The following is a 25,286-nucleotide window of genomic DNA, read 5'->3' on the forward strand; positions in this document are numbered from 1 at the left end:
TGCCGCACGCCACCGGAAGGTGACGGTTGTGGTGGTGAACATTCGATTCCTGCCGAAGCGGGAGTGATCCGCTTGTTTGCTCATTTCTCATAGCATGTCGATGATGCGTTCGGGGGAGAAGCCTGAACGTTTTTTTATGTTCATGCCGCTATAGCGGCGCATCAAGACAGATTGGTTGGACATTGTCGAAAGCGGGTGATTGCGATGGCGAACGCAGCGAGCCAGGGGCAGGGCTGTGTGCCGGTAGTAGGCGTCATTATGGGAAGCAAGTCCGATTGGGATACGATGAAGAAGGCGTGCGAGATATTGGAGGAGATGGGCGTTGCCTATGAGAAAAAGGTGGTGTCCGCGCATCGCACGCCAGACGAGATGTTCCGCTATGCCGAGACGGCAGAGGCGAGAGGAGTCCGCGTCATCATTGCCGGAGCGGGAGGCGCGGCGCACCTGCCGGGCATGGTAGCGGCGAAGACGGTGCTGCCGGTTATCGGTGTGCCGGTGAAGTCGTCGCATCTGAATGGGATGGACTCGCTTTTGTCCATCGTACAGATGCCGGCGGGCGTACCCGTGGCGACCGTCGCCATTGGACCGGCGGGTGCGTCGAACGCCGGGCTGCTGGCCGTGCAGATGCTTGGCATGCACGATGAGGCATTGCGCGCGCGCGTTGCGGCGCGCAGGGAAGCGATTCGGCAGCAGGTGCAGGACACGGGGGCGCTCGAATGAGCGCGCCTGTGAACGGCCGCACGCTGCCGCAGGAGCGCCCGAGCCGTGCGGACGCACCGGTGCTTGTCCCCGGTGCGACGATCGGCGTGCTGGGCGGCGGCCAATTGGGCCGCATGCTGGCGCTTGAGGGCGTGCGCCTAGGCTACCGCTTCACAGCGCTTGATCCGGCGCAGGACGCGCCGTGCGGAGCCGCCGCCGATATGATAACGGCTGCTTACGACGATGCGGCTGCCGCGCATGAGCTAGGCAAGCGTTCGGATGTCATTACGTACGAGTTCGAAAATGTCTCAGCTGAAATTGTGGAACGCTTGGAACAGGAAGCGTATGTGCCGCAGGGCAGTCATTTGCTGCGGATTACACAGCACCGCTTGCGGGAGAAAGAAGCGCTCGCGGCAGCGAATGTGCCGGTGGCGCCGTATGCAGCCATCGGATCGGCAGCCGAAATTCAGGAGAGGCTGGAAGCGTTCGGCGGCGCAGGCGTGCTGAAGACCGCGACCGGCGGTTATGACGGCAAGGGTCAGCGCATCATTCGTCACCCGGATGAGGCGAAGGAGGCGTATCAAGCGCTGTCCGCACTTACGCCAGAGCTCGTTCTGGAGGAGTTCATCCCGTTCGAGCTGGAGCTGTCCGTCATCGCGGCGCGCAGCCCGCGCGGCGAGATCGCCGTCTTCCCGGTAGCGGAGAACATTCATCGGCATCACATTTTGCACATGTCCATCGTACCGGCTCGCATTCCGCAGCACGTACAGGAAGAGGCAGAGCGGCTTGCACGCCGTATTGCGGAATCGCTCAATGTTGTCGGGCTCATCGCTGTGGAGATGTTCCTAACTGCTGATGGGCGCTTGCTCGTCAATGAGCTTGCTCCGCGACCGCACAATTCGGGCCACTATACGATGGATGCCTGCCGCACTTCGCAGTTCGAGCAGCATCTTCGAGCCATTTGCAATTTGCCGCTTGGCAGCACAGAGCTCCACACCCCTGTTATTATGGTCAACTTGCTCGGCGAAGACGCTGTGGACATGATACAATGGTTCCGTGCCGACGATCCGGCAGCCAGCCGCCTTGGCGTGACGCCGAAGCTGCACTGGTACGGCAAGTCGGAAGCGAAGGCGAAGCGCAAGATGGGGCATATTAACATACTAGGGCCGGACATCGCTGCTGCGCTCGAATGGATGAATTTAACGGACTTGTGGAGGAATGCGAACGATGATTGAACGGTATTCGCGCCCGGAGATGCGGGCGATTTGGACGGAAGAGAATAAATTTAAGGCTTGGCTTGAGGTGGAACTGTGCGCGTGTGAGGCATGGGCTGATCTTGGTGTCATCCCGCACGAAGACGTAAAGAAGCTCCGCGAGCATGCAAGCTTCGATATCGAACGGATTTATGAAATTGAAGCAGAAACGCGCCATGACGTTATTGCCTTTACTCGCGCGGTATCCGAGACACTCGGCGAAGAGCGAAAATGGGTTCACTACGGCTTAACGTCGACAGATGTCGTGGATACCGCGCTCGGGTATTTGATGAAGCAGGCGAATGAGATTATTGAACGCGACTTGCTGAATTTCATTGAGATTCTGAAAAATAAAGCACTTGAATATAAAGATACGCCAATGATGGGACGTACGCACGGCGTGCATGCCGAGCCGACAACTTTCGGCCTGAAGATGGCCCTCTGGTATGCGGAAATGCTCCGCAACCTGGAGCGGTTCCGTCACGCGGCGGACGGCGTTGAGTTCGGAAAAATGTCCGGTGCGGTTGGAACGTATGCGAATATCGATCCATCCGTAGAGAAATTCGTATGCGCGAAGCTCGGTACGAAGCCAGCGCCGATTTCGACGCAAACGCTGCAGCGTGACCGTCATGCCGAGTACATGGCATCGCTTGCGCTTATCGCGACATCGCTTGATAAGTTTGCTACCGAAATTCGTGCCCTGCAAAAGAGTGAGTTCCGCGAGGTTGAGGAAGCCTTCGCAAAAGGCCAAAAGGGCTCGTCGGCGATGCCGCATAAGCGCAATCCGATCGGCTGCGAAAATATTTCCGGCTTGTCCCGCGTAATGCGCGGGTACATGCTGACCGCTTATGAGGATGTGCCGCTCTGGCATGAGCGCGATATTTCACACAGCTCGGTAGAACGCATCATTTTACCGGATGCGACGATGCTGATGAACTATATGCTGAACCGCTTCATGAACATTGTGAAAAATTTGACGGTGTTCCCAGAGAATATGAAGCGCAATATGCAGCGCACCTTCGACGTTCCGTTCTCCGGCCGCGTGATGACGAAGCTGATCGACAAGGGCTGGGCGCGTGAACAGGCTTATGACACGGTGCAGCCTCGTGCGATGCAGGCATGGGAAGAGCAGCGCAGCTTCCGCGACATTATCGAGAACACGCCGGAAATTACGGCCGTACTGAGTGCAGAGGAGATCGCGGATGCGTTCAACCCTGCATGGCATTTGAAAAATGTGGATACGATTTTCCGCCAAGTCGGCTTGCTTGATTAAGGTTATTGCATAACCCTATGCATCCCCCTGAGATGATGCATAGGATGCTCCCGTAGGCTGTCCCTCTGACAGCCGCATGCGGGCGGTCTCTTCCTTCCCTCCACCCACGATCGGAAGAGACCGCTGCAGCGGGTGCGAAAATATGGGAGGGTTCCTTTAGAGGTTGTTCAATGTATCTGCTGTTTAAGGCGAGCGGATTGATTTGGACACGCGCTTTTGACTACATGGGCGTTATGCCGAAAGGAGCACAGGAGATGTCTTCAAACATTCAATATGCGACTGCAGCAGACATCGTTCCGCTGCCACTTCTCCATCGTGGAAAAGTGCGCGAACTGTATGAGCTGGACCCAGACCATTTGCTGATTGTTGTATCGGATCGGATTTCTGCATTCGATGCCGTGTTGAAGCCGGAGGTGCCCGGCAAAGGAAAGGTACTGAACAAGCTGAGCCAATTTTGGTTCGAGCAGACGAAGCACCTGATCGCGAATCATGTTGTATCGCTTGATGAGTTAGGTTTGCAGTCTGTTCAGGCGAAGCATTTGGAGCAGTGCCAATCCGGAGCGCTTTATCCCGATGTTGTGCACAGCGGCACTGAATCGCTACAGGCTATGCACCAGAACTCAAACCAAGACCCACACCCGGATTTACATTGCGAACATGCGCTGCGCCAAGGCGAAGTTCAGGATTTGGCAGAAGAGCGGCAAGCTTGCCGCGATAGCCGAGATATGTATCTCGAACCTCAGGATTTATCCGCAATTTTACGTTCCCTACAAGATCGAATGACCATTGCTCGCCGAGCAAAGCGCATTGACTTTGAATGCGTCGTTAGAGGCTATATTACCGGCGGCGGCTGGCGGCAGTATACTGCCCATCAAGCTGTCAACGGAATTGAGCTGCCTGCAGGCCTTCGCATGAATGAGAAGCTGCCGGAGCCGATATTTACACCGTCCCGCAAGCATGATGAGGGACACGACGAAGATGTGCCGTTCGCGGTCATGTGCGAGGATCTCGGCACAGATCTCGCGGAGAAGCTGCGCCGGATCAGCATCGAGCTGTACATGTATGCGGCAGAACTGTGCGCATCCAAGGGCATTTTGCTCGCCGATTGCAAATTTGAATTCGGAATGATCGACGGAGAGCTCGTAATTATAGATGAGCTGTTCACGCCAGACTCCTCACGGTTCTGGTCAGCGGATCAGTACGTGCTGGATCGCGATATCGACAGTTTGGACAAAGAACCCGTACGCCGTTATTTGGCTGCGAGCGGGTGGGATAAATGCGGAACGCCGCCAGTGCTTCCGTCAGAGGTTGTGGAGGCGACGCGCAGCCGCTATGTCGAACTGTTTGAGCGCATTACGGAGCAACAATGGATCGAAGCATAAACATTTGATTCTGATTACAGACCAGTATGGACGAATGAGGGGGAAATAGGGATGAAGGTGAAGGTATTCGTAACGACTAAGGCAGGCGTGTTGGATCCGCAGGGAGCTGCTGTGGAGCAAGCGGTGCACACGATGGGGTACAGCAGTGTGGAGCAGGTGCGCATAGGCAAATATATGGAGTTCAACATTATCGCGGATAATCGTGAGCAGGCTGCGGCGCAAGTGGAGCAAATGTGCGAGAAGCTGCTGGCGAATCCAGTCGTTGAAGACTATCGGTACGAGTTGGAGGAATAGGCGATGAAGGCAGCGGTGCTCGTATTTCCCGGATCGAATTGTGACTTAGACTGTGTCCATGCCGTGCAGGATACGCTGAATGTGGTTGTAGAGCGGGTATGGCATACGGAGTCGGACTTGAACGGATATGATCTTATTGTTATTCCAGGCGGCTTCTCGTATGGCGACTATTTGCGCAGTGGAGCAATCGCAAGATTCGCCCCTGTCATGAATGCTGTTGCGAAGGCGGCTGAGGCAGGCGCTTATGTGCTTGGCATTTGCAATGGATTTCAAATTTTGACGGAAGCGGGCTTGCTTCCAGGGACGCTGCGGAGGAACGAAGGATTGAAGTTCCGCTGTCATGCAGCGCCTATTCGTGTAACGCGTGCAGATACGCCGTTCACGATGGACTATAACGAGGGCGATATTTTGAATATTCCAATCGCACATGGCGAGGGCAATTATTACTGTGATGAAGAGACGCTGGCGAAGCTGAAGCAGCAGAACCAAATCATTTTTACGTATGAGCAGAATCCGAACGGTTCGCTTGAGAATATTGCAGGCATTTGCAATGAAGCGGGCAATGTGCTCGGCATGATGCCGCATCCAGAACGCGCGGTTAGCGAGCTGCTTGGTTCAGCAGATGGCATTCGCTTGTTTACATCCATTTTACATGCTTGGAGGGAGCAACATGCAGTCAACGCTCACTAATACGACGGCACAAGAACAGGCGGCAGCGCGCCTTGCTCGACAGAAGGAAGAATCCATAGCGGAGGGCTTGCGCCATATGGGCCAGGAACCGACTGCTGAGCAGATAGAAGAGCAGAAGCTGTACCGGACAATGGGTGTGACGGAAGACGAGTATGCGCATATATGCGAGCTGCTCGGCCGGAAGCCGAACTATACCGAAATTGGCGTATTCAGTGTGATGTGGTCTGAGCACTGTGCTTATAAAAATTCAAAGCCGCTGCTAAAGCGATTCCCGACGACTGGCGAACGCGTATTGGTTGGTCCGGGAGAAGGCGCAGGCATCGTGGACATCGGCGATGAGCAAGCGGTCGTTTTTAAAATTGAGAGCCATAACCATCCTTCTGCAATCGAGCCGTTCCAAGGTGCGGCAACAGGAGTAGGCGGGATTATCCGTGATATTTTCTCGATGGGAGCGCGTCCGGTTGCCCTGTTGAATTCGCTGCGCTTTGGCAGCTTGCAGGATGAGCGGGTGAAATATTTGTTTGAACATGTCGTTGCAGGCATTGCCGGCTATGGCAACTGTATCGGCATTCCAACGGTAGGCGGCGAGGTCGTTTTCGATGACAGCTATGCAGGAAATCCGCTCGTCAACGCGATGTGCGTCGGGCTGATTGACCACAAGGATATTCAGAAGGGCGTAGCAAGCGGTATCGGCAATCCGGTGTATTATGTGGGGCCGCCGACAGGCCGCGATGGCATTCATGGCGCGACATTCGCGTCGGAGGAGCTGACAGAGCAGTCGGAAGCGAAACGTCCGGCGGTACAGGTGGGCGACCCGTTCATGGAAAAGCTGGTCATGGAGTCCTGTCTGGAGCTGATAGCTTCCGGCATCGTGATCGGGATTCAGGATATGGGCGCAGCCGGTCTGACTTGCTCGAGCGCGGAAATGGCGAGCAAGGCGGGCAATGGGCTTGAGCTGAATTTGAACGAGGTTCCGCAGCGTGAGTTTGGCATGACACCTTATGAAATGATGCTGTCCGAATCGCAGGAGCGGATGCTGTTCGTCATTGAAGAGCATAATGAGCCGATTGCGATGGAAATCTTCGAGCGCTGGGGCGTTATTTGCTGCAAAGTTGGCCGCGTTACGGATGATGGGCGCCTGCGCCTGCTGTATGGCGGCGAGGTTGTTGGCGATATGCCGGTAAACGGACTTGTGGATGAATGTCCGATATACCATAAGCCTTCTCAAGTGCCTGCTTATTATGAGGCCAATGCTTCTGTGGACACAACGGCTTACCAGGAAGTAAGCGGTGTTGACGCGTTGAACGAAGCGCTGTTGAAGGTGCTTGGCTCGCCATCCGTGGCAAGCAAGGAATGGGTATATCGTCAGTACGATACGATGGTTCGCACAAGTACAGCAGTAGCGCCGGGCTCGGATGCGGCAGTCGTGCTCGTTCGCGGAACGAACAAGGCACTTGCGATGACGACGGATTGCAATGGCCGCTACGTGATGCTTGATCCATACATGGGCGGCCGAATTGCAGTCTGCGAGGCAGCGCGCAACATTGTATGCTCAGGCGGTGAGCCGCTTGCGATCACGGATAATTTGAACTTTGGCAATCCAGAGAAACCAGAGAACTTCTGGCAGATGGAACAGGCGGTCGACGGTATGGCTGAGGCCTGCCGCGTGTTGAATACGCCGGTAATCGGCGGAAACGTCAGTTTATATAACGAAAATGCAAAGGGAGCTATCTATCCGACGCCGGTCGTTGGTATGGTCGGGCTCGTTCATGATACGCAGCATATTACGACGCAAGCATTCAAGCGGGAGGGAGATGCAGTTCTGCTTCTTGGCCGCACGAAGGCGGAGATCGGCGGCAGTGAATTCCAAGCCGTCCTGCATGGCAAGGTTGAAGGCCGTCCGCCTCAGTTGGATTTGGATGCGGAATCGCGCTTGCTGGCAACGGTTTTGCAGCTTATTCAAGCAGGGCTTGTGCAATCCGCTCATGATGTATCGGATGGCGGCATTGCGGCTGCTCTTGCGGAATGCTGTATTGGCGGCCAAGTCGGCGCAGCGCTTGAGTTGAATACTGTGGAGCTGAGAACAGACATCGCATTGTTTAGTGAAAGCCAATCTCGCATTTTGCTGTCAGTGAGCGCGGAGCAGCTTGAGGAGGTAAAGGCCCGCTGCGAGGCAGCCGGTGTTCCGGTTGAGGGCATTGGTACGGTCGGGGGTGAACGAATCCAAGTTCGGGTAAATGGAATGGATGCTTTGGATATGCCTTGGAAGCAAGCAGAACAGGGATGGAAGGATGCGATTCCATGTCTCATGAAGTGACAGGAGCCTACTATAACGAAGGCAGCGGCAAAGACGGGCCGTTCGACCGCTTGAAGGAAGAATGCGGCGTATTCGGGGTATTTGGCTATGAAGAGGCCGCCTCAATGGTGTACTACGGCTTGCATACGCTCCAGCATCGCGGCGAAGAGAGTGCGGGCATGTGCACGTCCGACGGCCAGTCGTTCCACTACCATCGCGAAATGGGACTTGTGAAGGAAGTGTTCGACGCGAATCGCCTGCAGGAGATGCGCGGCGACCGGGCGATCGGCCATGTGCGTTACTCGACCTCGGGCGACAGCCGGCTTGCGAATGCGCAGCCGCTTGTGTTCAAGACGCGAGATGGAGATCTGGCGGTCGCAACGAACGGGAATATCGTCAATGCGCCTAAGATTCGGCATGAGCTGGAGAAGAAGGGCTCCATTTTCCAAACGACCAGCGATACGGAAGTAATTGCTCATCTTATTGCCCGTTCAGAGCACGATCTCGTTCGCGCGGCGAAGGAAGCGCTGAGCGAGCTGGTAGGCGGCTTCGCGTTTCTCATTATGACGAACGACAAGCTGCTTGCAGCATCCGACCCGAACGGCTTGCGGCCGCTTGTTCTCGGCAGACTAGGTGACAGCTATGTGTTCGCCTCTGAGTCGTGTGCGCTTGAAGCGGTCGGAGCGGAAATGGTTCGCGCCTTGGAGCCAGGGGAATTGCTTATTGTCGATGCGCTCGGCCATCGTTCCGAACGCTTCGCACCGCTGCAGCGGCGCGCGCTGTGCGCGATGGAGTTCATTTACTTTTCCAGACCGGACAGCCAGCTTCATGATGTCAATTTGCATACAGCACGCAAGCGGATGGGCATGCAGCTTGCAAGGGAGGCGTTTGTAGAAGCTGATATTGTGAGCGGTGTGCCGGATTCCAGTATATCGGCAGCCATCGGCTATGCGGAGCTAACAGGTATTCCATATGAGATGGGCTTGATTAAGAGCAAATATACAGGCCGGACATTCATTCAGCCAAGCCAAGCGCTGCGTGAGCAGGGCGTGAAGATGAAGCTAAGCGCTGTGCGCAGTGTCGTAGAGGGCAAGCGAGTCGTTCTGATTGACGACTCGGTTGTCCGCGGCACGACGTCGCGCCGGATTGTGCGCATGCTGCGCGAAGCTGGGGCGCTGGAGGTTCACCTGCGCATCGCTTCGCCGCCGTTCAAGTATCCGTGCTTCTACGGGATCGATACACCGCGCAGCGAGGATTTGATTGCGTCATCGCACACGGTTGAAGAGATGTGCGAGCTGGTTGGGGCAGACTCACTCGCTTTTTTAAGCCAAGACGGCATGATTGAGGCTATCGGGGGTGCGTTCGCGGAGGAGTCCAAGGGCGGACTTTGCCTAGCTTGCTTCGATCAGGAGTATCCGACGAATTTATATACAGATGCTGCAGCCGGAGCAGGCAACGAGCGAACAGGCTGTGGCTGCTAATAGCACTTGCTTTTTAATAATTGGTGAATTCACATTAGCGATGATGGACGGGGATGCAAGCTGCATTCCTGTCCTGCTTACAGGGAGAGAGGAGACGCACGATTATGTCAGAAGCCTACAAACAAGCGGGTGTCGATATCGCAGCAGGTAATGAAGCAGTCGAACGAATGAAGAAACATGTTCGCCGCACGTTTACGCCAGGAGTGCTTACCGATTTGGGTGGGTTTGGAGCCATGTTCCAGCTCGACATTCAGCGTTACAAGGAGCCGATTCTCGTATCCGGTACGGATGGAGTGGGTACGAAGCTGAAGCTTGCGTTCGCGCTTGATAAGCACGATACGATCGGCATTGACGCAGTAGCCATGTGTGTAAATGATATTGTCGTTCAAGGCGCAAAGCCGCTCTTCTTCCTTGATTATTTGGCTTGCGGCAAGGTTGTGCCAGAGCGTATCGAGGCGATCGTAAGCGGCATTGCCGAAGGTTGCGCACAGTCAGGCTGTGCTCTTATTGGCGGAGAAACAGCCGAGATGCCGGGTATGTATGCACTGGAGGAGTATGACATCGCCGGATTCAGCGTTGGCGTGGTAGATAAGAGTCGGGTAATTACGGGCGAATCGATCCGTCCTGGCGATGTTGTGTTGGGGCTTGCTTCTAGCGGCTTGCATAGCAATGGTTTCTCCCTTGTGCGCAAGCTGCTGCTGGAGCAAGGCGGGCTGGGCTTGACTGACATTGCGCCAGATGGCAGCGGTGCGCTTGGCGAAGTGCTGCTGACTCCAACGCGAATTTATGTGCGATCCATGCTCGAATTGATGAAGCAAGTAAATGTAAAGGGTGCCGCTCATATTACTGGCGGAGGCTTTTTAGAAAATATTCCTCGCGTGCTCCCAGAAGGTACGGCTGTTGAGATCGATTATGGCTCATGGCCGATTCATCCTGTATTCACCTGGTGCAGTGAAATTGGCAAGCTTACCGCTTCAGAGCTGTTCACTACGTTCAATATGGGAATTGGCATGGTCATTGTCGTTGGGGAAGAGGAGGCGGAAGCGGCGATCCACAGCCTTGAGGATCAGGGAGAGGCTGTATATCGCATTGGCAAGGTAACGGAAGGCAGTCGCCAAGTTCGCATCCCGGGGGTAGGCCTGTAATGCGGGAATCCGGAAGGCAAGAAGATATGGCGGAAGGTGTATTAGAAGATATAGCTGAAAACGTAGCAGAAGGCGTAACAGAAGACGTAGCAGAAGGCGTAACAGAAGACGTAGCAGAAGACGTAGCAGAAGGCGTAACAGAAGATATAACAGAAGACGTAATAGAAGACGTAACAGAAGACGTAACAGAAGATGTAACAGAAGGCGTAGCAGAGGAAATGACAGAAGGCATGGCAGGGAAAATGACAAAAAGTATGGCAGAAGACATGGTAGTAAATACGGGTGAAGTTACACCGGGATACATGGCAGGAGACATGAAGACAGCGGAATCTCATGGGCAACGAGTACCTCGAATCGCTGTATTTGCTTCTGGTTCCGGCTCCAACTTTCAAGCGCTGATTGATGCAGCCAGAGAGCAGCTGCTGGGTGGAGACATCGCCTTGCTAGTATGCGATAAGCCGCAGGCGCGTGTCATTGAGCGGGCGAAGCTGGCGGGGGTGAAAGCAGCCTTATTCGAACCGAAAAAGTATGCTTCTCGTGAGGAATACGAGCAGGATGTACTTCGACTGCTGCGCAAGCATCAAATCGATTTCGTTGTACTGGCAGGATATATGCGCCTTGTTACGCCGGTATTGCTGCGTGCCTATGAAGGGCGAATGGTCAACATTCACCCCTCGCTTTTGCCGTCATTTCCGGGCATGCATGCAGTACGCCAAGCGCTGCATTACGGCGTGAAGGTAACGGGGGTTACGGTGCATCTTGTTGATGAAGGTATGGATACGGGGCCGATCCTGGCTCAGCAGGTTGTTGCCGTTATGCCTGATGATACGGAAGACACCTTGTCTGCGCGTATCCAACAAGCTGAGCATGCACTGTACCCGCAAGTGGTGCAGCAAATGATAGCTCGGAGCCTTGTGAAATCTGCCAGCGTATAGCCTTGTGGCGGGATCATAAATACACCCATGGAAGTATTCAGTGAAAAACGAATAGCGTCACGAAACATTTACCGTCAATGTGAGCAGCATTACAAATGCACTCGTCAATGTCCAGTGGAAGAATAGCGATACTAAATACTCTCGTCAATGTCCAGTATGATAGCGTTACTAAATACTCTCTTTAATATCCAGTGGATAGCGATACAAAGTGCTCTCGTCATTATCCAGCGAGTAGCGTTACTAGATACTCTGTTTTTGTAGTCCTCTTGAGGACAAACGATGAAAATGTCCACACAAAGGTAGACAAACAGGGATATCTTGCTTTAAATGAACAAATGTCCAAATATAGATGTTTTACAACTTGATTAACTATATGTTGTGTTTTTTTAGATGTAAAGAAATTATCGTCTTTGCAAAATTGTGTCCACTATTTGAAAGACAAATCATCAGTTTTTCCACTGGTGAAGGACGTTGATGGGATTATTGGATTGGATACGAGCTGATGTTGATGTGATATTTATGTGATATGTGTGATGTTCTGCAATGTGGTGCGATATTTATGCGATTTATATGCTGAAACGTATGTCATGAGATGCTGTATGATGCGATGTTTGTGATGTGGTGTTCTACGATGTGAAGTGGTGTGAAGACATGCTGATAGGGAGTCATGATATAGACTTCTATCCGGTAACGCATTTCAATGATTTTTAACTAAAATGCCAAAGTTTAGCAGGGGAGAGGACAACATGGCGATTCGAAGAGCGCTTATCAGTGTATCCGATAAAACGGGCGTTGTAGCATTTGCGCGCAGCCTGGCTGAAGCGGGTGTGCAGATTATTTCGACAGGCGGTACGAAATCATTGCTTGAGCAGGAGCAAGTTCCGGTGACTGGGATTTCTGATGTTACAGAGTTTCCGGAAATTTTGGACGGTCGGGTTAAGACGCTTCATCCAGCTGTGCACAGCGGTCTGCTGGCGATGCGCAGCAATCCGGCTCATATGCAGCAGTTGGACGAGCTCGGTTTGTCTACGATTGATCTGGTCGTAGTTAACCTGTATCCATTCCAGCAGACGATTGCGAAATCAGGCGTATCCTATGAGGATGCAATTGAAAATATAGATATCGGCGGACCGACGATGCTGCGTTCTGCTGCCAAAAATCATGCTGATGTCACGGTTGTCGTTGACGCTGCGGATTATGGCACTATACTCGAGGAAGTTCGTGCAAACGGAGATACCACAATCGAAACGCGCCGCCGTCTTGCGGCCAAGGTATTCCGCCATACGTCCGCATATGATTCCCTTATTGCTGAATATTTGACGGCTCAGGTCGGAGAACAATGGCCAGAGCGGTTGACTGTAACTTATGAGCTGGAGCAGCCGCTTCGCTATGGGGAGAATCCGCACCAAAATGCAGCTTTCTATCGTCGCCCATTGGCTGGCGCGGGCAGTATTACGACTGCGGAGCAACTGCACGGCAAGGAGTTGTCCTACAATAATATTAATGATGCTAACGCCGCGCTTGCGATTGTCAGTGAGTTTCGAGCTCCAGCGGTAGTGGCTGTGAAGCATATGAATCCGTGCGGTGTAGGGATTGGCGATACGGTGTTGGAGGCGTACCAAAAGGCGTATGAGTCCGATCCGACGTCCATATTCGGCGGAATCGTTGCTTCAAATCGGGAGATTGACGGAGAAACAGCACGCCTTTTGCATGAAATTTTCCTTGAAATCGTAATTGCGCCTAGCTACACGGAGGAAGCGCTTGAGGTGCTTACGCAGAAAAAGAACATTCGTCTACTGAAAATCGGAGCGGTCCCGTCCCCTGAGCAGCGTGTTCCATCCCGTCAATTGACGACTGTTGACGGCGGCGTCCTTGTACAGGACATCGACTTGCATTCCTTGAATGCAGACAGTGTTCAGGTCGCAACTGAGCGCGAGCCGTCTCCGGAAGAATTAGAGCAGCTCTTGTTCGGCTGGAACGTTGTGAAGCATGTAAAATCGAATGCGATCGTGCTTGTGAAGGATGGCATGACAGTAGGCGTAGGTGCGGGACAAATGAACCGTGTAGGTGCAGCTCGCATCGCAATCGAACAAGCGGGCGAGAAGGCGCGCGGTGCGGTGCTTGCGTCCGATGCATTCTTCCCAATGGAAGATACGTTGGCCTTGGCTGCTGAAGCTGGGATTACAGCTGTTATCCAGCCGGGGGGATCTGTTCGTGACAATGATTCCATCCAAGTAGCAAATGAGCATGGCATCGCCATGGTAATGACAGGCGTACGTCACTTTAAGCATTAAGGAGGCGTTCATGTACATGGAGCACATTGGGAAAAAAGTGTTGGTCGTCGGCAGCGGCGGTCGTGAGCATGCGCTTGTATGGGCGCTTTGCAACAGTCCGCAGGTGGAACAGGTGCTGTGCGCGCCGGGCAACGCAGGCATTGCTGAACTTGCCGAATGCGTACCATTGGCTGTGAACGATTACGAAGGCATCGCCAAATATGCCGCTGAACAGGCGATTGATCTCGTTGTCATCGGTCCTGACGATCCATTAGCAGGCGGTATTGTCGACGTATTGAAGGCTCATGGCTTGCGGGTATTCGGTCCCGACCGGAAGGCGGCAGAGATTGAGTGGAGTAAAGTGTTCATGAAGCACCTGCTCTGCAAGTACGGCATTCCGACTGCGGCATACGCTGCGTTTGATGATTTCAATGAAGCGCTGGCGTATATTGAAAAGCATACATTGCCGGTTGTGATTAAGGCTGACGGGCTTGCAGCAGGCAAGGGTGTGGTCATTGCTCAGACCCATGAGGAAGCAGCTCACGTGCTGCAGGAGGTCATGGTAGATAGCAAATTCGGCGCTTCCGGCAGCAAGGTTGTCATTGAGGAGTTCATGCAGGGCGAGGAAATGTCGATCCTTGCCTTCGTCGACGGTGAAACGGTGCGACTATGTGAGCCTGCACAGGATCATAAGCCGATTTTCGATGGCGATTGCGGACCGAACACTGGCGGTATGGGCACTTACAGCCCATTGCCGCAATTCTCGTCATCCGTTATAGAGAAGGCATGCAGGACAATCATTGAACCGGCAGCAAAGGCAATGGTGGCGGAAGGACGTTCCTTCCATGGCTTGTTGTTTGCAGGCTTGATGATTACACCGGAGGGGGAGCCGAAGGTGATTGAGTTTAATGCGCGTTTTGGCGATCCGGAGACGCAGTCGGTGCTGCCAAGAATGAAGACTGATCTGTTCAAGGTGCTATGGGCAGTCTCGGAAGGTAAGCTGAACGACATCGAGCTGGAATGGCATGACCATGCTGCTGTATGCGTGATCGTAGCAGCAGCCGGCTACCCTGGTGAGGTGAGCAAGGGGGATGTCATTACGGGATTGGATGCAGCATCCGTTAATGCGCTGCTGTTCCACGCAGGTACATCGCGTGATGAGGATGGTACTTGGCGAACGGCTGGAGGCCGTGTGCTGGGCGTTGTCGGCATAGGCGATCATGTAGCGGCAGCTAAAGCGAAGGCATATGAGGCTGTCCGCCTCATCCAATTTAATGGCATGCAATATCGGAATGATATCAGTGCGAAGTCAGAACGGTTGGTTGAACATTCAAAATAGGACAGATGGGGAAGAGGAGCGATGCTCCTCTTTTTTTATGCAGTGCGTATAAAAATCAACCAAAATGAAATGATGAGCAGGAAAGAGCTTTTGAGTGAAAGGGATATACTTTTTATTAGTATTGAGTATAAAACAACATTGTAAATTTCGCCATGAACGGAATATGATGTACTAACAAACGGTTTAAAGTATAGATTGGGGGGTGTCGCATGAACGTGATCAAGCTGAGCAATCTAACGAAAAGGTACGGAGTACAGCGCGGTATCGATGATGTCAATCTGGAAGTGAAGCAGGGAGAAATTTTCGGATTTATTGGACCAAATGGAGCAGGAAAGTCTACTACGCTTCGAACGATGATGCAGTTGCTTCGTCCAACGACCGGTACGGTGGAGTTGTTCGGAGAAGTCATGCGTAGGGAGCGTCCTGATGTGCGGAGAAAAATTGGGTATCTGCCATCGGAGGTGCATTACAACGAAGATGTAACGGGCAAGGAAGTGCTCGATTTTGCTGCTCGCATGAATGGCTTGTCACTGCAAGATACCCATGCGATGAACTTAGCTGAACGGCTAAAGCTGGATGTCAGCAAGCGTGTAAAATCGTATTCGCTTGGCAATCGCAAGAAGCTTGGGATCGTGCAGTGCCTGCTTCATCAACCTGATTTAATCGTTCTGGATGAACCGACATCAGGACTTGATCCGCTCATGCAGCACACCTTTTTCCAGATTCTAAAGGAATATCATGATCGTGGAGCTACGATCTTCTTCTCCACACATATCTTGAGCGAGGTAGAGAAGCTGTGCAGCCGTGTCGCCTTCATCCGTGAAGGGAAATTGCTGCGGGTATGCGAGGTGGACGCTATTCCAGGCAAGGATCAACGGATTGCCCATGTTCAATTCAAGCGGCAAGGCGACTGCATCGAGGCTTACCAGCTACGGGATATTGATCCGGATGCTGTATACGATGGAATCGAGCACCGTTTGCTATTGCAGGGCGATCTTCATCTGGCTTTGCAGCGAATTGCCGCATATGAATTGAAGGATGTACGAATCGAGCAGCCTTCCTTGGAGGAGCTGTTCATGGCAGAGTACGATGTGAGAGGGAATGGAGGAATTCCTGCGCAAGGTCAAGTGAAGCAGCTATCGCAGGCGAAGCATTCCTCGGAGCGTACGGAAGAGCAGCTATCGCAGGCAAAGCATCAACAGGAGATAACAGAAGAGCACTCACCGCAAATTGGGCATTCACGTGAGCGTTCTGATGAGCGCAAAGGGGGAGAGGCGTAATGTGGCGGGTGTTCTGCTATGAATGGAGGACGAATCGACGCAGCTTTTTTATATGGGCAAGTATTATTCTTGTGTTCCAAATGATGTTCGCTGGTCTGGGCGATGTCTACATGACCAATACCTCTTTACTTGAGGCGTTGAAGCAGTTTCCGCCAGCCTTGCTGGAGGGATTCGGCATGCATGTAGAGATGTTCGGCAGCTTTGAGGGCTGGATGGCAGGGGAACCGTTGGTGTTCTACATGATGCTGCTGGGCATTTTCGCTGCGATGTGGGCTTCGTCCACAGTAGCTCGGGAAAGGGATCGGGGCACGGTTGATTTTATGTTCACATTGCCTGTATCACGCGGCAAGCTGTTTCTAGGCAAGGCCAGCGCGCATCTTGTTGCTTTTCTCCTGATTGCGGCTGTCAGCTATGGGGTGACATTATGGTTTGGCAATATGTTCAGTACGGTAGCAGATGCAGGTTTGCTGCTCGTGTTTACGGCTGCGGGCTTGCTGGCGGCACTAGCTTTTGCTGGAATCGGGTATGTGATGACCGTATTTGTAACTTCCGAGCGAGCAGGCATGTCACTAAGTATTGGAATCGTCATTTTATCATTCCTCTTCCATCTCCTGTCGGGTATGCAGCAATCGCTTGCCTGGCTGTCTGATGTCAGCTTGTTCACGGTGTTCAATGGCAAGGATTTATTCGACTCAGGCAGCTTGCCTTGGCAGGGCATATTTATTACGATAGGGATATATGCAGGCGGACTGTTCTTCGGTTGGCTTGTGCTGTCGAAGCGGGATCTGTAAAGGGAAGGTGATGTCCCTGCTAACGGCATAGCCCCCGAGTTATGTCCGTACGGAAAGGGGACGATTCGCCAGTTGAACAGTAAAGCGATCGCGATTATGGATGCAGGACAGCGGCTGTTTTTCGAACGGGGGATTCAGGATACGAGCATGGAGCAGATCGCGGAGGCGGTTCCTGTTGCGAAAATGACGATATATAAATATTTTCAGAGCAAAGAAGGGCTGCTTGAGGCGATTACAGACCGAATGGCTCATGAAAGCCATCAATATTTGCTGCGGGTCATGGACGAGGCGGGGAACATATACGAACTATTCGATCTTCTACTGAAGTATCAGCCCTTCGATCGTATATCCCTGACGTTTATTAACGATTTAACACAGTACTATCCAAATCTGTTTGCGAAAATGATGGCCTATCAGGAGGCGCATGTCATTCCTGAGTTCGAAGCGGCGATATTTCGAGGACAACAACGGGGAGATATTCGCAAGGAGCTGTCCCCGCATTTGGTTGTTCGTTACATTGTGTCGATGAAGCAGTTCTTTCTCCAGCCAGGCAATTTGGATAAGCGGATGAACGTTCGCACACTGTCTGACCAAATTACGACAATGCTGTGCTATGGGATCATGTCTGATCGTCCATCGGATCGCGAATAAAATTAACCTTGCGCCCCATAATAATGTCGTATGCTCCAATCATTACATACGGCAGGAGGGTGACAAGGATGGAAGAGAATCGCGGATCGGAACAAGGACTTACGAAGCTTTATTTGAATCAAGAACAATCGCGAGGTCCTGAGGAAGCATCTGCAATTAAACAAGCATATACCGCTAATCGCGCATCCTCGCCGGATGAATCCGAAGACACAGACGATTATGGTCTTGCCGCAGGACACATGCATGCGGGGATGACAGAAGGAACGCTTGAAACGCATCAGATGATGCAGCGTTTGTACGGCCTATATGATTGATGCGGAGAAAATGACTGGGATGAGCTTTTCCAGTTCTGGAACGGATTGCAGGTAAGCTTACATGCTGTTAATTGGATGAAGAAGTGGTCAGCTCCTTGGAAATGGATAATAAGGAGCGCTTGCAGTTGAAAACCGTAATGCCGGAACATCGGTATTGCGGTTTTTTCTTGTCTTATTCTCTTGACAGAGTGGGAACAGAGGGAGTACACTTTGATAAAACATAGTATATTAATCGGAATTATATGAAATAAATGAATCCAGGTGCGTTGCCCGTACCTGAGAGCGGAGGAAGGCAGGGGATTATTGATGGAGCGACATATCGATATACGATGGCAAGAAGAGCGGTTAGCGGCGACGATTCATTATCCTGAGGAGCGGGCACCATATGAGCGCGGTGTGAAGCGGCGCGCTCCTGTGACAATCATTTGTCATGGCTTCGTGGGCAGCCGGATTGGGGTTGACCGGTTATTCGTCAATGCGGCGCGCAGGCTTGCAGGCGAAGGTCATATCGTCGTGCGCTTCGACTTCGCGGGCTGCGGAGAGAGCACGGGCGATTACGGACACACTGGATTGGATGACATGATCAGCCAAACGCAATCTATTCTGGACTATGCGCTTGGATGCGGAGATGTTGATCCACAGCGGGTAACGCTCATTGGTCACAGCTTGGGCGGGGCTGTGGCGATATTGACGGCGGTGCGCGATCAGCGCATTAAGCGGCTTGTCCTCTGGTCGCCTGTTGCTTACCCATTCAACGATATTGTGCGTATCGTAGGACGTGAGCAATATGACATAGCAATGACGCAAGGCTCGGCGGATTATTTGGGGTATTCCTTTGCACCTGCCTATTTTAATGCGCTTGGCGTCCATCAACCGCTCCAAGAAGCACGCAAGTTCAACGGCGATGTGCTGCTCGTGCACGGTACGAGTGATGACGTTATTCCGGCCGATTACAGCTTCCTGTACCAGAAGGTATTCTGGCTGCGCAGTGACGGACAATGCGATAAGGAAATTGTGTTTCAAGCCGACCATACGTACTCGGATGGCAAGCATCGGGAAAAGCTGTTCACCTGCACGCTCCAGTGGCTGAAGCGCTGGGAGAAGCGTCAGGAAGAATGGGCGAATTGGAGCATATAAGTGAGCGGCGGATTAAAACGGAACGTAAAGGAACTGAGACGAAAGCAGCAGCCGGAAGGCTATATCGCTTCGTCTTTTTTATTTTTAGACAGGGAGAATTGCATGTGGTTTTTATGTATGTCTTTTCAAAAAAAGGCGGAAACTATACCGTATGTCAGGTATAGCATGTTGTTTCATTCCTGTCTATGCCATATCTAACATTCCTTTATGGGAAAAATTGAATAGTGAGCGAAAAACGGCGTGAGAACGGTATTTTGCCGTACTTTTTATGAAAAACGACGAAAATTGTCGAATAAGAGAGAAATTCTGGCGATGAATAGGGCTAAAGTTTCGACATTTGCTCACGTTTGGTTTACGATTTCTTTACAAAACCACGGTATCCTATGATAAGATATGTAAGGTTTAGAAGATTACATCACATGCAATTTTTGTTGCAAAGGAGATCTCGGGAATGTTCAAGAAAAAGGACGTGTTTTTCGAAACGCTGCAAAACATGGCGGATACGCTCGTTCAAGCGGCAGAAACGTTCGCACAAGGTGTAGAAGATTTGACGGATGTCTTGGCGTTTACGAAAGAAATGAAGGATCTGGAAAGTAAATGTGACGTCTATGTACATACGATCTTGACAGAGCTCAATAAAACATTTATTACGCCGATTGAGCGCGAGGACATTATGGCGCTTACGACAGCGCTTGACGATGTTCTTGATGGGATGGAGGCCAGTGCTTCGCGTTTCGACATGTACCAAATGATTGAACGTGATGAAATTGTCGTACTGTTCGCTGATGTCATCAAGCGCAGTACTTATGAAATACAGAAGGCAATTCGTTTGTTGTCGCAGAAGAAATTGCTTGCTATCCGCGAGCATAACGTGCGCGTCAATGAATTGGAGAACTCCGCGGATGATATTTACCGCCGTGGTGTCCGTGCCTTGTTCGCTGATGTAAAGGATCCAATCGAATTGATCAAACGCAAGGACGTATACGAGCGTCTTGAGGAAACGACGGACAGCTGTGAAGATGTTGCGAAGCAGCTTGAATCGATCGTTATGCGGAATTCCTAGTAACTGTCGTATCACGTATAATAAGCTAGCTTTAGTGTACGAAGGAGGTAGGGATTGCGCGGACGGACGATGGGTAGTGCTGTGCAATCACATAGATAATGAATATGGATATTACGATGATTATCGTGGGCGTCGTTATTTTCTTGGCGCTTGCCTTTGACTTTATTAACGGCTTCCACGATACGGCGAATGCGATCGCCACGTCGGTGTCAACGAGGGCGCTTCCGCCGCGTGTTGCCATTTTGATGGCCGCTGTGATGAACTTTGCCGGGGCGCTGACCTTTACAGGGGTTGCCAAGACGATAGGCGGCAGCATTGCCGATCCAGCAAAGCTGGAGAATGGACTTGAAATCGTTATGGCGACACTTATTTCAGCCATAATATGGAACTTGGTTACTTGGTGGTTCGGTATTCCGTCATCTTCCTCGCATGCGCTTATTGGCGCATTGGCAGGGGCAGTGTTCATCGGTGCCGGCTCCGACTATTTGAACTTGGGCGGATTTAAAAATATCGTCCTCGGTCTTATTATTTCGCCAATTATTGCGTTCGCTGTCGGTTATATTGTTATGACGCTGCTAAAGTGGATTTTCGGCAATCACAGTCCACATACCGTAAATAAAGGGTTCCGAACCTGTCAAATTATTACGGCAGCTCTGCAATCATTCACACATGGTACGAATGACGCGCAGAAGGCAATGGGGATTATTACGTTCGCGCTTGTCACTGCACAATTACAGACCGAAATGGAAGTGCAGCTCTGGGTTAAGCTTGCCGCTGCAACTGCAATGGCTCTCGGTACTTCGATAGGCGGCTGGAAGATCATTAAGACAATGGGAACGAAGATTTTCAAAATCGAACCGATTAACGGTTTTGCCGCAGACTTGTCTGCAGCCTCGGTTATTATGTCGGCAACGCTGACGCATTTGCCTATTAGCACTACGCATGCTATTACCTCCGCGATCTTGGGGGTAGGCTCCGCCAAGCGTTTCTCGGCGGTGAAGTGGGGCGTTGCAGGACGAATTGTAGTGACTTGGTTCATTACGATTCCGATATGTGCGGCACTTGCGATGATTGTATTCAAAATAGTCGATTTGTTCTTTTAATATAGAGGCACAAAGAGCCGGCTCTCTCAATGGAGAGCCGGCTCTTTGCTTTGGTTCGATTATCGACGGCGTGGTGGCCTGTTGGTGCGTTGGCGCTGCTTACCGAAGGATGGTGTTCGGTTATTGCCTGTCGTCCGTCTGCGGCGGCGCCTGCGCTTGGGCGTATATTCAATTTCTTCCTCTTCTTCTTCGTCCTTCTTTTTGCCTGGGAGGAGTGTGCCCATAAGCAGCTTCGCGACAGGAGCAATCTGAGATACACTGTTCATGACTTTTTGTACCTTGCCCATCGTTTCTACGATGCCATCGATTCCGCCCATTCGATCAATGACCTGCTTGATGTCACCAATGGAGAAGCCGCTTTTTTTGGCCTCTGCAGCCTCGGTTACGACTGTGGTAATTGGAGATTCTGCTGCCTGACTAAATGGAACGATGGCGGTAGTCTCTATAGGAGATGGCGGTGCGAATGAAGGGGAGTATGAAGTCGGATCAGGGCTAAAGCTACGAATATGTGCCTTGTCTCCTTGCCGCGTCGGCAGTGTCGGCACGTTCATCAACTGCGATGGTAAGGGTGCCCTCTCGTGGTGGCGAGGGTTATTCATATCATCACGACCTTTTTCTTATAAGTATGGCAGGTGTGCTTATTCATAGACATGCTTCAATCAATATTGTTTAGTGCTTTCTGCATTCATATGGGATAATATAATGTATGTGATAGGCGAACAACTCGATTGGACGATCGCCCGTAGGCGGACGCCCAATCTTTTATGGAAGCGCTATATTTTTACAGTAATTCACTAACGCAGGACAACTGTAACGCTTGAAAAGGTCTGACAAAGGAAGTACAATGATGGTAACAAGCATTGATGTAGGGGTGGATAAGGTTGCAATTGAAAAAATTGAACGATAAGTCGATCGACCAGCTGTTTGAGGCGGTTATGACGCTGAAATCAGTGGAAGAGTGTTATATTTTCTTTGATGATCTGTGCACGGTAAATGAAATTCAATCCTTATCCCAGCGGTTGGAAGTTGCTCGCATGTTGGGCAAAGGCTGTACGTACAATCAGATTGAAGCGGAGACCGGAGCAAGTACAGCTACAATATCGCGTGTGAAGCGCTGTTTGAATTACGGCAATGATGGTTATAAAATGGCATTGGAACGCTTAGGTAAATAATCTGATGAAGCCGGGACTGCTTATTATCAGCCACGGTTCAAGAGATGAATCCTGGGTTACACTGGTGGAAGAAGCAATCGCACAGGCACAATGGCCTCAAGGGGTTGCCGTCGCATCTTCCTACTTGGAATGTGTGCCAGGACGAGATATACAATATGGCATTGATACATTGGAAGCGCAAGGGGTGAACCACATTGGGGTCATCCCCTTGTTCGTGTCTGCGGGTAGTACGCATGCGGATGAGATAGCATATGCATTAGGCGTGAAGCCTGCTCCGCTCTGTGAGACAGATTTGGAGCCTTTCCAAGTTCAGGCTTGCGTCTATTATGGCCGTCCGCTTGACGGTGGGGATGTTGTTCCGTTGGCAGAGGCCCCGATTGATCGTATAAATAGTGGCGTTGCTTGTGTGGATTGTGCGGAACCATCGAGAGAAGTAACAGCTAGTTCCCCATATCGTAAAATGAATGAAGAGCAATGGAGTGACGATAGCGGCTTGTTTGTACGATCGGAAGGTCAGGAGGAACTCCTTCTAGACATGATTGAGGCACGGCTGCGCGGGCTTGGCGTACGTCCCCATGCAGATGCAGTATTGCTAGTGGCGCACGGCAGCCGATATGAACCTTTTACTTCACGCTGGCATTCCAGTTTGAGGCGGCTGGCGCGCCATCTTGTACAGCGGGGGGCTTGTGCAGGTGCTTCGCATGCGCTGCTCTGCTGTGAGGATATTGCAGATGCGGTACAGCGCTTATCGCATGTATTGACGAGCAGCCAAAATGAAATGGGATGGGGCGGCAGAGCCGAGCAGCTTGCCGTTCCGCTGGATTTCGTTGGTGGCAGGGATACTCTTCGTATTGGGGCGGATGCGCTCGAGGAACGGATCATGGAGCGCCGTGTAGCAGTCGTTCCGGTATTTCTCAGTCGGGGCTATTTCACCTCTCACGTTATTCCAGAGCGGTTTAAAGATGTATCGGTTCTGTACGATGGGGAGGCGCTGCTGCCTCATCCGGCCTTAAGCAAGTGGCTGCAGCAGGAGGCTGTTCGTCTACTGAGACTGATGGAAGCACGTACATCTTAGCAGCATTTTAATTGTGAGTTGGTCGTGCTATGGAAGTAATAGAACTGGATATGGTAGTATGAATCTTAATATTAGGTTGCTTGGATATAGGTATGCTGAACGGAAAGAAACGGATCGAATGACGGCCGGCGGATTGCACTTGAGCCTTTGGTGGCAGGTTGTGAAATCGATTGAACGTGAATAGATTGTAAATGGGTGAAGTATTCATGGTAAAGAGAGCAAGACTTATTTATAATCCGACATCTGGCCGAGAGGAAGGCCGAAAGCGGTTGGCGGATATATTGCAGATGCTGGATGCAGCGGGCATCGAGACAACGACGCATGCGACGGAAGGCGAAGGGGACGCAACAGCAAGTGCGGCAGAGGCGATCGATAACGGGTACGATATGATTATCGCAGCGGGCGGGGATGGTACGCTCAATGAGGTTATCAACGGAATGGCGGACAAGCCGGAGCGGCCGCCGCTTGGCATTATTCCGCTCGGAACGACGAATGATTTCGCGCGTGCGCTCGGCATTCCGCGCAATTGGGAGTATGCCTGCTCAATTATTACACGTCAGGCGACTCGCGTAATAGACCTTGGGCAATCGAACGAGAAGTATTTCATCAATATTGCGGGCGGGGGCTCCTTGACGGAGCTGACGTACGAAGTGCCCAGCAAGCTGAAGACGGTCATCGGACAGCTTGCCTACTATATGAAAGGGCTGGAGAAGATGACGCGTCTGCGCCCGACTGAGCTGCGCATAGAGCTGGAGGGTCACGGCGTCTATCATGAGGAGTTTATGCTGTTCTTGATTACGAATACGAACTCGGTTGGCGGCTTCGAGAAGCTGGCGCCCGAGGCGAAGATTGATGATGGTCTTTTCGATGTCATTATGCTGAAGCGCTGCAATCTTGTGGAGTTCGTTCGTGTAGCTAGTATGGCTCTTCGGGGAGAGCATATTCATGATCCGCTTGTCATTCACAAGCAAACGAATCGGGTTACGGTTACATCGCCGGATGCAGTGCAGCTCAATTTGGACGGTGAATTCGGCGGATTGCTGCCGGCGACGTTCAAGGTGCTGCCAGGGCATTTGCGCATTTTTGCAGATAACCCAGATGCAACTTATGCGTAGGAGTTCGTAAGCATGGAAGTGAAGTGATTGTGTCATAAGGCATAAGGTACGTTCGGTAAATAACGGTTACTTTCATGTACCTGTGCTTAGGGATAAAGGTGTTGGTTTGAGAATGTCATTTCTCTATCGCATGGAATGTTCGGCTTGACTTGCTGCCGTAAGGGGCACGGGTCAAGCCGTTTTGTTGTTGAAGCAAGAGGCGATGGCAATTGTGCGGGGAGAGCGCGCTTTGCGGTTATCTTTTTTGGTGTGGAAACGGATGATGCAGCCAGGACAATGCAGGAGCACTTCTTGTTGGCGGGTGGATTATGGTATGATGGTGCCATGATCTATATACGGAGCAAGCAGGGTACAATATGACTGGCATTATCGAGGCTGTGTAGGAGCGGATTTGCTCGTTCTGATTCGTTTTGAACTGCTTTCGTTCGTTGTGGAAGATGTAGTTAGGTTGTGATTTACCGACATAAGAAAGAGCATGAACATATGATGATAGCAAGCAATGCGAATAGCATTCAAAATAGATGG

23 protein-coding genes are annotated in these 25,286 nt (G+C 51.7%); 22 read left to right on the top strand and 1 reads right to left on the bottom strand.

The window, feature by feature from the left end; genetic code table 11:
- The first annotated feature begins 204 nt into the window (after positions 1-204).
- From purE to ACQ5BJ_RS22710, 19 genes are all read left to right on the top strand, one after another.
- Positions 205-720 carry a 5-(carboxyamino)imidazole ribonucleotide mutase gene (gene purE, locus ACQ5BJ_RS22620; protein ID WP_268620141.1) on the top strand — a complete coding sequence of 172 codons (516 nt, stop codon included), beginning with the start codon at positions 205-207 and terminating at the stop codon, positions 718-720.
- On the top strand, positions 717-1,934 hold the full coding sequence (gene purK / locus ACQ5BJ_RS22625) for a 5-(carboxyamino)imidazole ribonucleotide synthase (RefSeq protein WP_430112466.1): 1,218 nt from the start codon (positions 717-719) through the stop codon (positions 1,932-1,934). Before purE ends, purK begins: the two co-directional genes overlap by 4 nt.
- Positions 1,927-3,225 (top strand): adenylosuccinate lyase, encoded by a 1,299-nt coding sequence (gene purB, locus ACQ5BJ_RS22630; protein WP_005543124.1) that lies wholly within the window; start codon positions 1,927-1,929, stop codon positions 3,223-3,225. Before purK ends, purB begins: the two co-directional genes overlap by 8 nt.
- A gap of 170 nt (positions 3,226-3,395) precedes the next feature.
- Positions 3,396-4,607 carry a phosphoribosylaminoimidazolesuccinocarboxamide synthase gene (locus ACQ5BJ_RS22635; protein ID WP_430113420.1) on the top strand — a complete coding sequence of 404 codons (1,212 nt, stop codon included), beginning with the start codon at positions 3,396-3,398 and terminating at the stop codon, positions 4,605-4,607.
- A 51-nt stretch (positions 4,608-4,658) separates the two neighbouring features.
- Positions 4,659-4,901, top strand: coding sequence for a phosphoribosylformylglycinamidine synthase subunit PurS (gene purS, locus ACQ5BJ_RS22640; RefSeq protein ID WP_005543122.1), 243 nt, complete (start codon positions 4,659-4,661; stop codon positions 4,899-4,901).
- Positions 4,902-4,904: 3 nt separating this feature from the next.
- Positions 4,905-5,591 carry a phosphoribosylformylglycinamidine synthase subunit PurQ gene (purQ, locus tag ACQ5BJ_RS22645; RefSeq protein ID WP_005543121.1) on the top strand — a complete coding sequence of 229 codons (687 nt, stop codon included), beginning with the start codon at positions 4,905-4,907 and terminating at the stop codon, positions 5,589-5,591.
- Between the two features lie 76 nt (positions 5,592-5,667).
- Positions 5,668-7,908, top strand: coding sequence for a phosphoribosylformylglycinamidine synthase subunit PurL (gene purL / locus ACQ5BJ_RS22650; protein WP_430112673.1), 2,241 nt, complete (start codon positions 5,668-5,670; stop codon positions 7,906-7,908).
- Entirely contained in the window at positions 7,893-9,368 is a 1,476-nt protein-coding gene (gene purF / locus ACQ5BJ_RS22655; RefSeq protein ID WP_430112469.1) for an amidophosphoribosyltransferase, read from the top strand. The genes purL and purF overlap by 16 nt, the downstream gene beginning before the upstream one ends.
- Positions 9,369-9,472: 104 nt before the next feature.
- Positions 9,473-10,513: a phosphoribosylformylglycinamidine cyclo-ligase gene (gene purM, locus ACQ5BJ_RS22660; protein WP_268620137.1), complete on the top strand. Its 1,041-nt coding sequence runs from the start codon at positions 9,473-9,475 to the stop codon at positions 10,511-10,513.
- Between the two features lie 314 nt (positions 10,514-10,827).
- A complete protein-coding gene (gene purN / locus ACQ5BJ_RS22665) occupies positions 10,828-11,448 on the top strand; it encodes a phosphoribosylglycinamide formyltransferase (RefSeq protein WP_289354771.1) in 621 nt (206 codons plus the stop codon).
- A gap of 746 nt (positions 11,449-12,194) precedes the next feature.
- Positions 12,195-13,742, top strand: coding sequence for a bifunctional phosphoribosylaminoimidazolecarboxamide formyltransferase/IMP cyclohydrolase (gene purH, locus ACQ5BJ_RS22670; protein ID WP_430112471.1), 1,548 nt, complete (start codon positions 12,195-12,197; stop codon positions 13,740-13,742).
- 10 nt (positions 13,743-13,752) lie between these two features.
- Positions 13,753-15,060, top strand: coding sequence for a phosphoribosylamine--glycine ligase (gene purD / locus ACQ5BJ_RS22675; protein WP_430112473.1), 1,308 nt, complete (start codon positions 13,753-13,755; stop codon positions 15,058-15,060).
- 209 nt (positions 15,061-15,269) lie between these two features.
- Entirely contained in the window at positions 15,270-16,340 is a 1,071-nt protein-coding gene (locus tag ACQ5BJ_RS22680) for an ABC transporter ATP-binding protein (RefSeq protein ID WP_289354661.1), read from the top strand.
- Complete coding sequence (locus ACQ5BJ_RS22685; RefSeq protein ID WP_430112476.1) at positions 16,340-17,131, top strand: ABC transporter permease subunit; 792 nt, start codon at positions 16,340-16,342, stop codon at positions 17,129-17,131. The genes ACQ5BJ_RS22680 and ACQ5BJ_RS22685 overlap by 1 nt, the downstream gene beginning before the upstream one ends.
- 72 nt (positions 17,132-17,203) lie before the next feature.
- On the top strand, positions 17,204-17,782 hold the full coding sequence (locus ACQ5BJ_RS22690; RefSeq protein WP_289354663.1) for a TetR/AcrR family transcriptional regulator: 579 nt from the start codon (positions 17,204-17,206) through the stop codon (positions 17,780-17,782).
- 68 nt (positions 17,783-17,850) lie between these two features.
- A complete protein-coding gene (locus ACQ5BJ_RS22695; RefSeq protein WP_005543109.1) occupies positions 17,851-18,096 on the top strand; it encodes a hypothetical protein in 246 nt (81 codons plus the stop codon).
- A 306-nt stretch (positions 18,097-18,402) separates the two neighbouring features.
- Positions 18,403-19,233, top strand: a complete 831-nt coding sequence (locus ACQ5BJ_RS22700; RefSeq protein ID WP_005543106.1) for an alpha/beta hydrolase family protein — start codon at positions 18,403-18,405, stop codon at positions 19,231-19,233.
- Positions 19,234-19,684: 451 nt separating this feature from the next.
- Positions 19,685-20,296: a DUF47 domain-containing protein gene (locus ACQ5BJ_RS22705; protein ID WP_005543105.1), complete on the top strand. Its 612-nt coding sequence runs from the start codon at positions 19,685-19,687 to the stop codon at positions 20,294-20,296.
- Positions 20,297-20,400: 104 nt separating this feature from the next.
- Positions 20,401-21,399: an inorganic phosphate transporter gene (locus ACQ5BJ_RS22710; RefSeq protein ID WP_040735182.1), complete on the top strand. Its 999-nt coding sequence runs from the start codon at positions 20,401-20,403 to the stop codon at positions 21,397-21,399.
- 59 nt (positions 21,400-21,458) lie between these two features.
- On the opposite strand, the gene ACQ5BJ_RS22715 is transcribed toward ACQ5BJ_RS22710, so the two are convergent.
- Complete coding sequence (locus ACQ5BJ_RS22715; protein ID WP_005543101.1) at positions 21,459-21,998, bottom strand: hypothetical protein; 540 nt, start codon at positions 21,996-21,998, stop codon at positions 21,459-21,461.
- Between the two features lie 282 nt (positions 21,999-22,280).
- On the opposite strand from ACQ5BJ_RS22715, the gene ACQ5BJ_RS22720 reads away from it, so the two are divergent.
- The 3 genes from ACQ5BJ_RS22720 (at position 22,281) to ACQ5BJ_RS22730 (ending at position 24,761) form a co-directional block, all read left to right on the top strand.
- Positions 22,281-22,571 (top strand): YerC/YecD family TrpR-related protein, encoded by a 291-nt coding sequence (locus ACQ5BJ_RS22720; RefSeq protein WP_005543099.1) that lies wholly within the window; start codon positions 22,281-22,283, stop codon positions 22,569-22,571.
- 4 nt (positions 22,572-22,575) lie between these two features.
- Positions 22,576-23,646 (top strand): sirohydrochlorin chelatase, encoded by a 1,071-nt coding sequence (locus tag ACQ5BJ_RS22725; RefSeq protein WP_430112480.1) that lies wholly within the window; start codon positions 22,576-22,578, stop codon positions 23,644-23,646.
- Positions 23,647-23,852: 206 nt separating this feature from the next.
- Entirely contained in the window at positions 23,853-24,761 is a 909-nt protein-coding gene (locus tag ACQ5BJ_RS22730) for a diacylglycerol kinase (protein WP_040734869.1), read from the top strand.
- The last annotated feature ends 525 nt before the right edge of the window (positions 24,762-25,286 follow it).

This window comes from Paenibacillus sp. B1-35, from assembly GCF_050474385.1.
GTDB lineage: Bacteria > Bacillota > Bacilli > Paenibacillales > Paenibacillaceae > Paenibacillus_B > Paenibacillus_B alvei.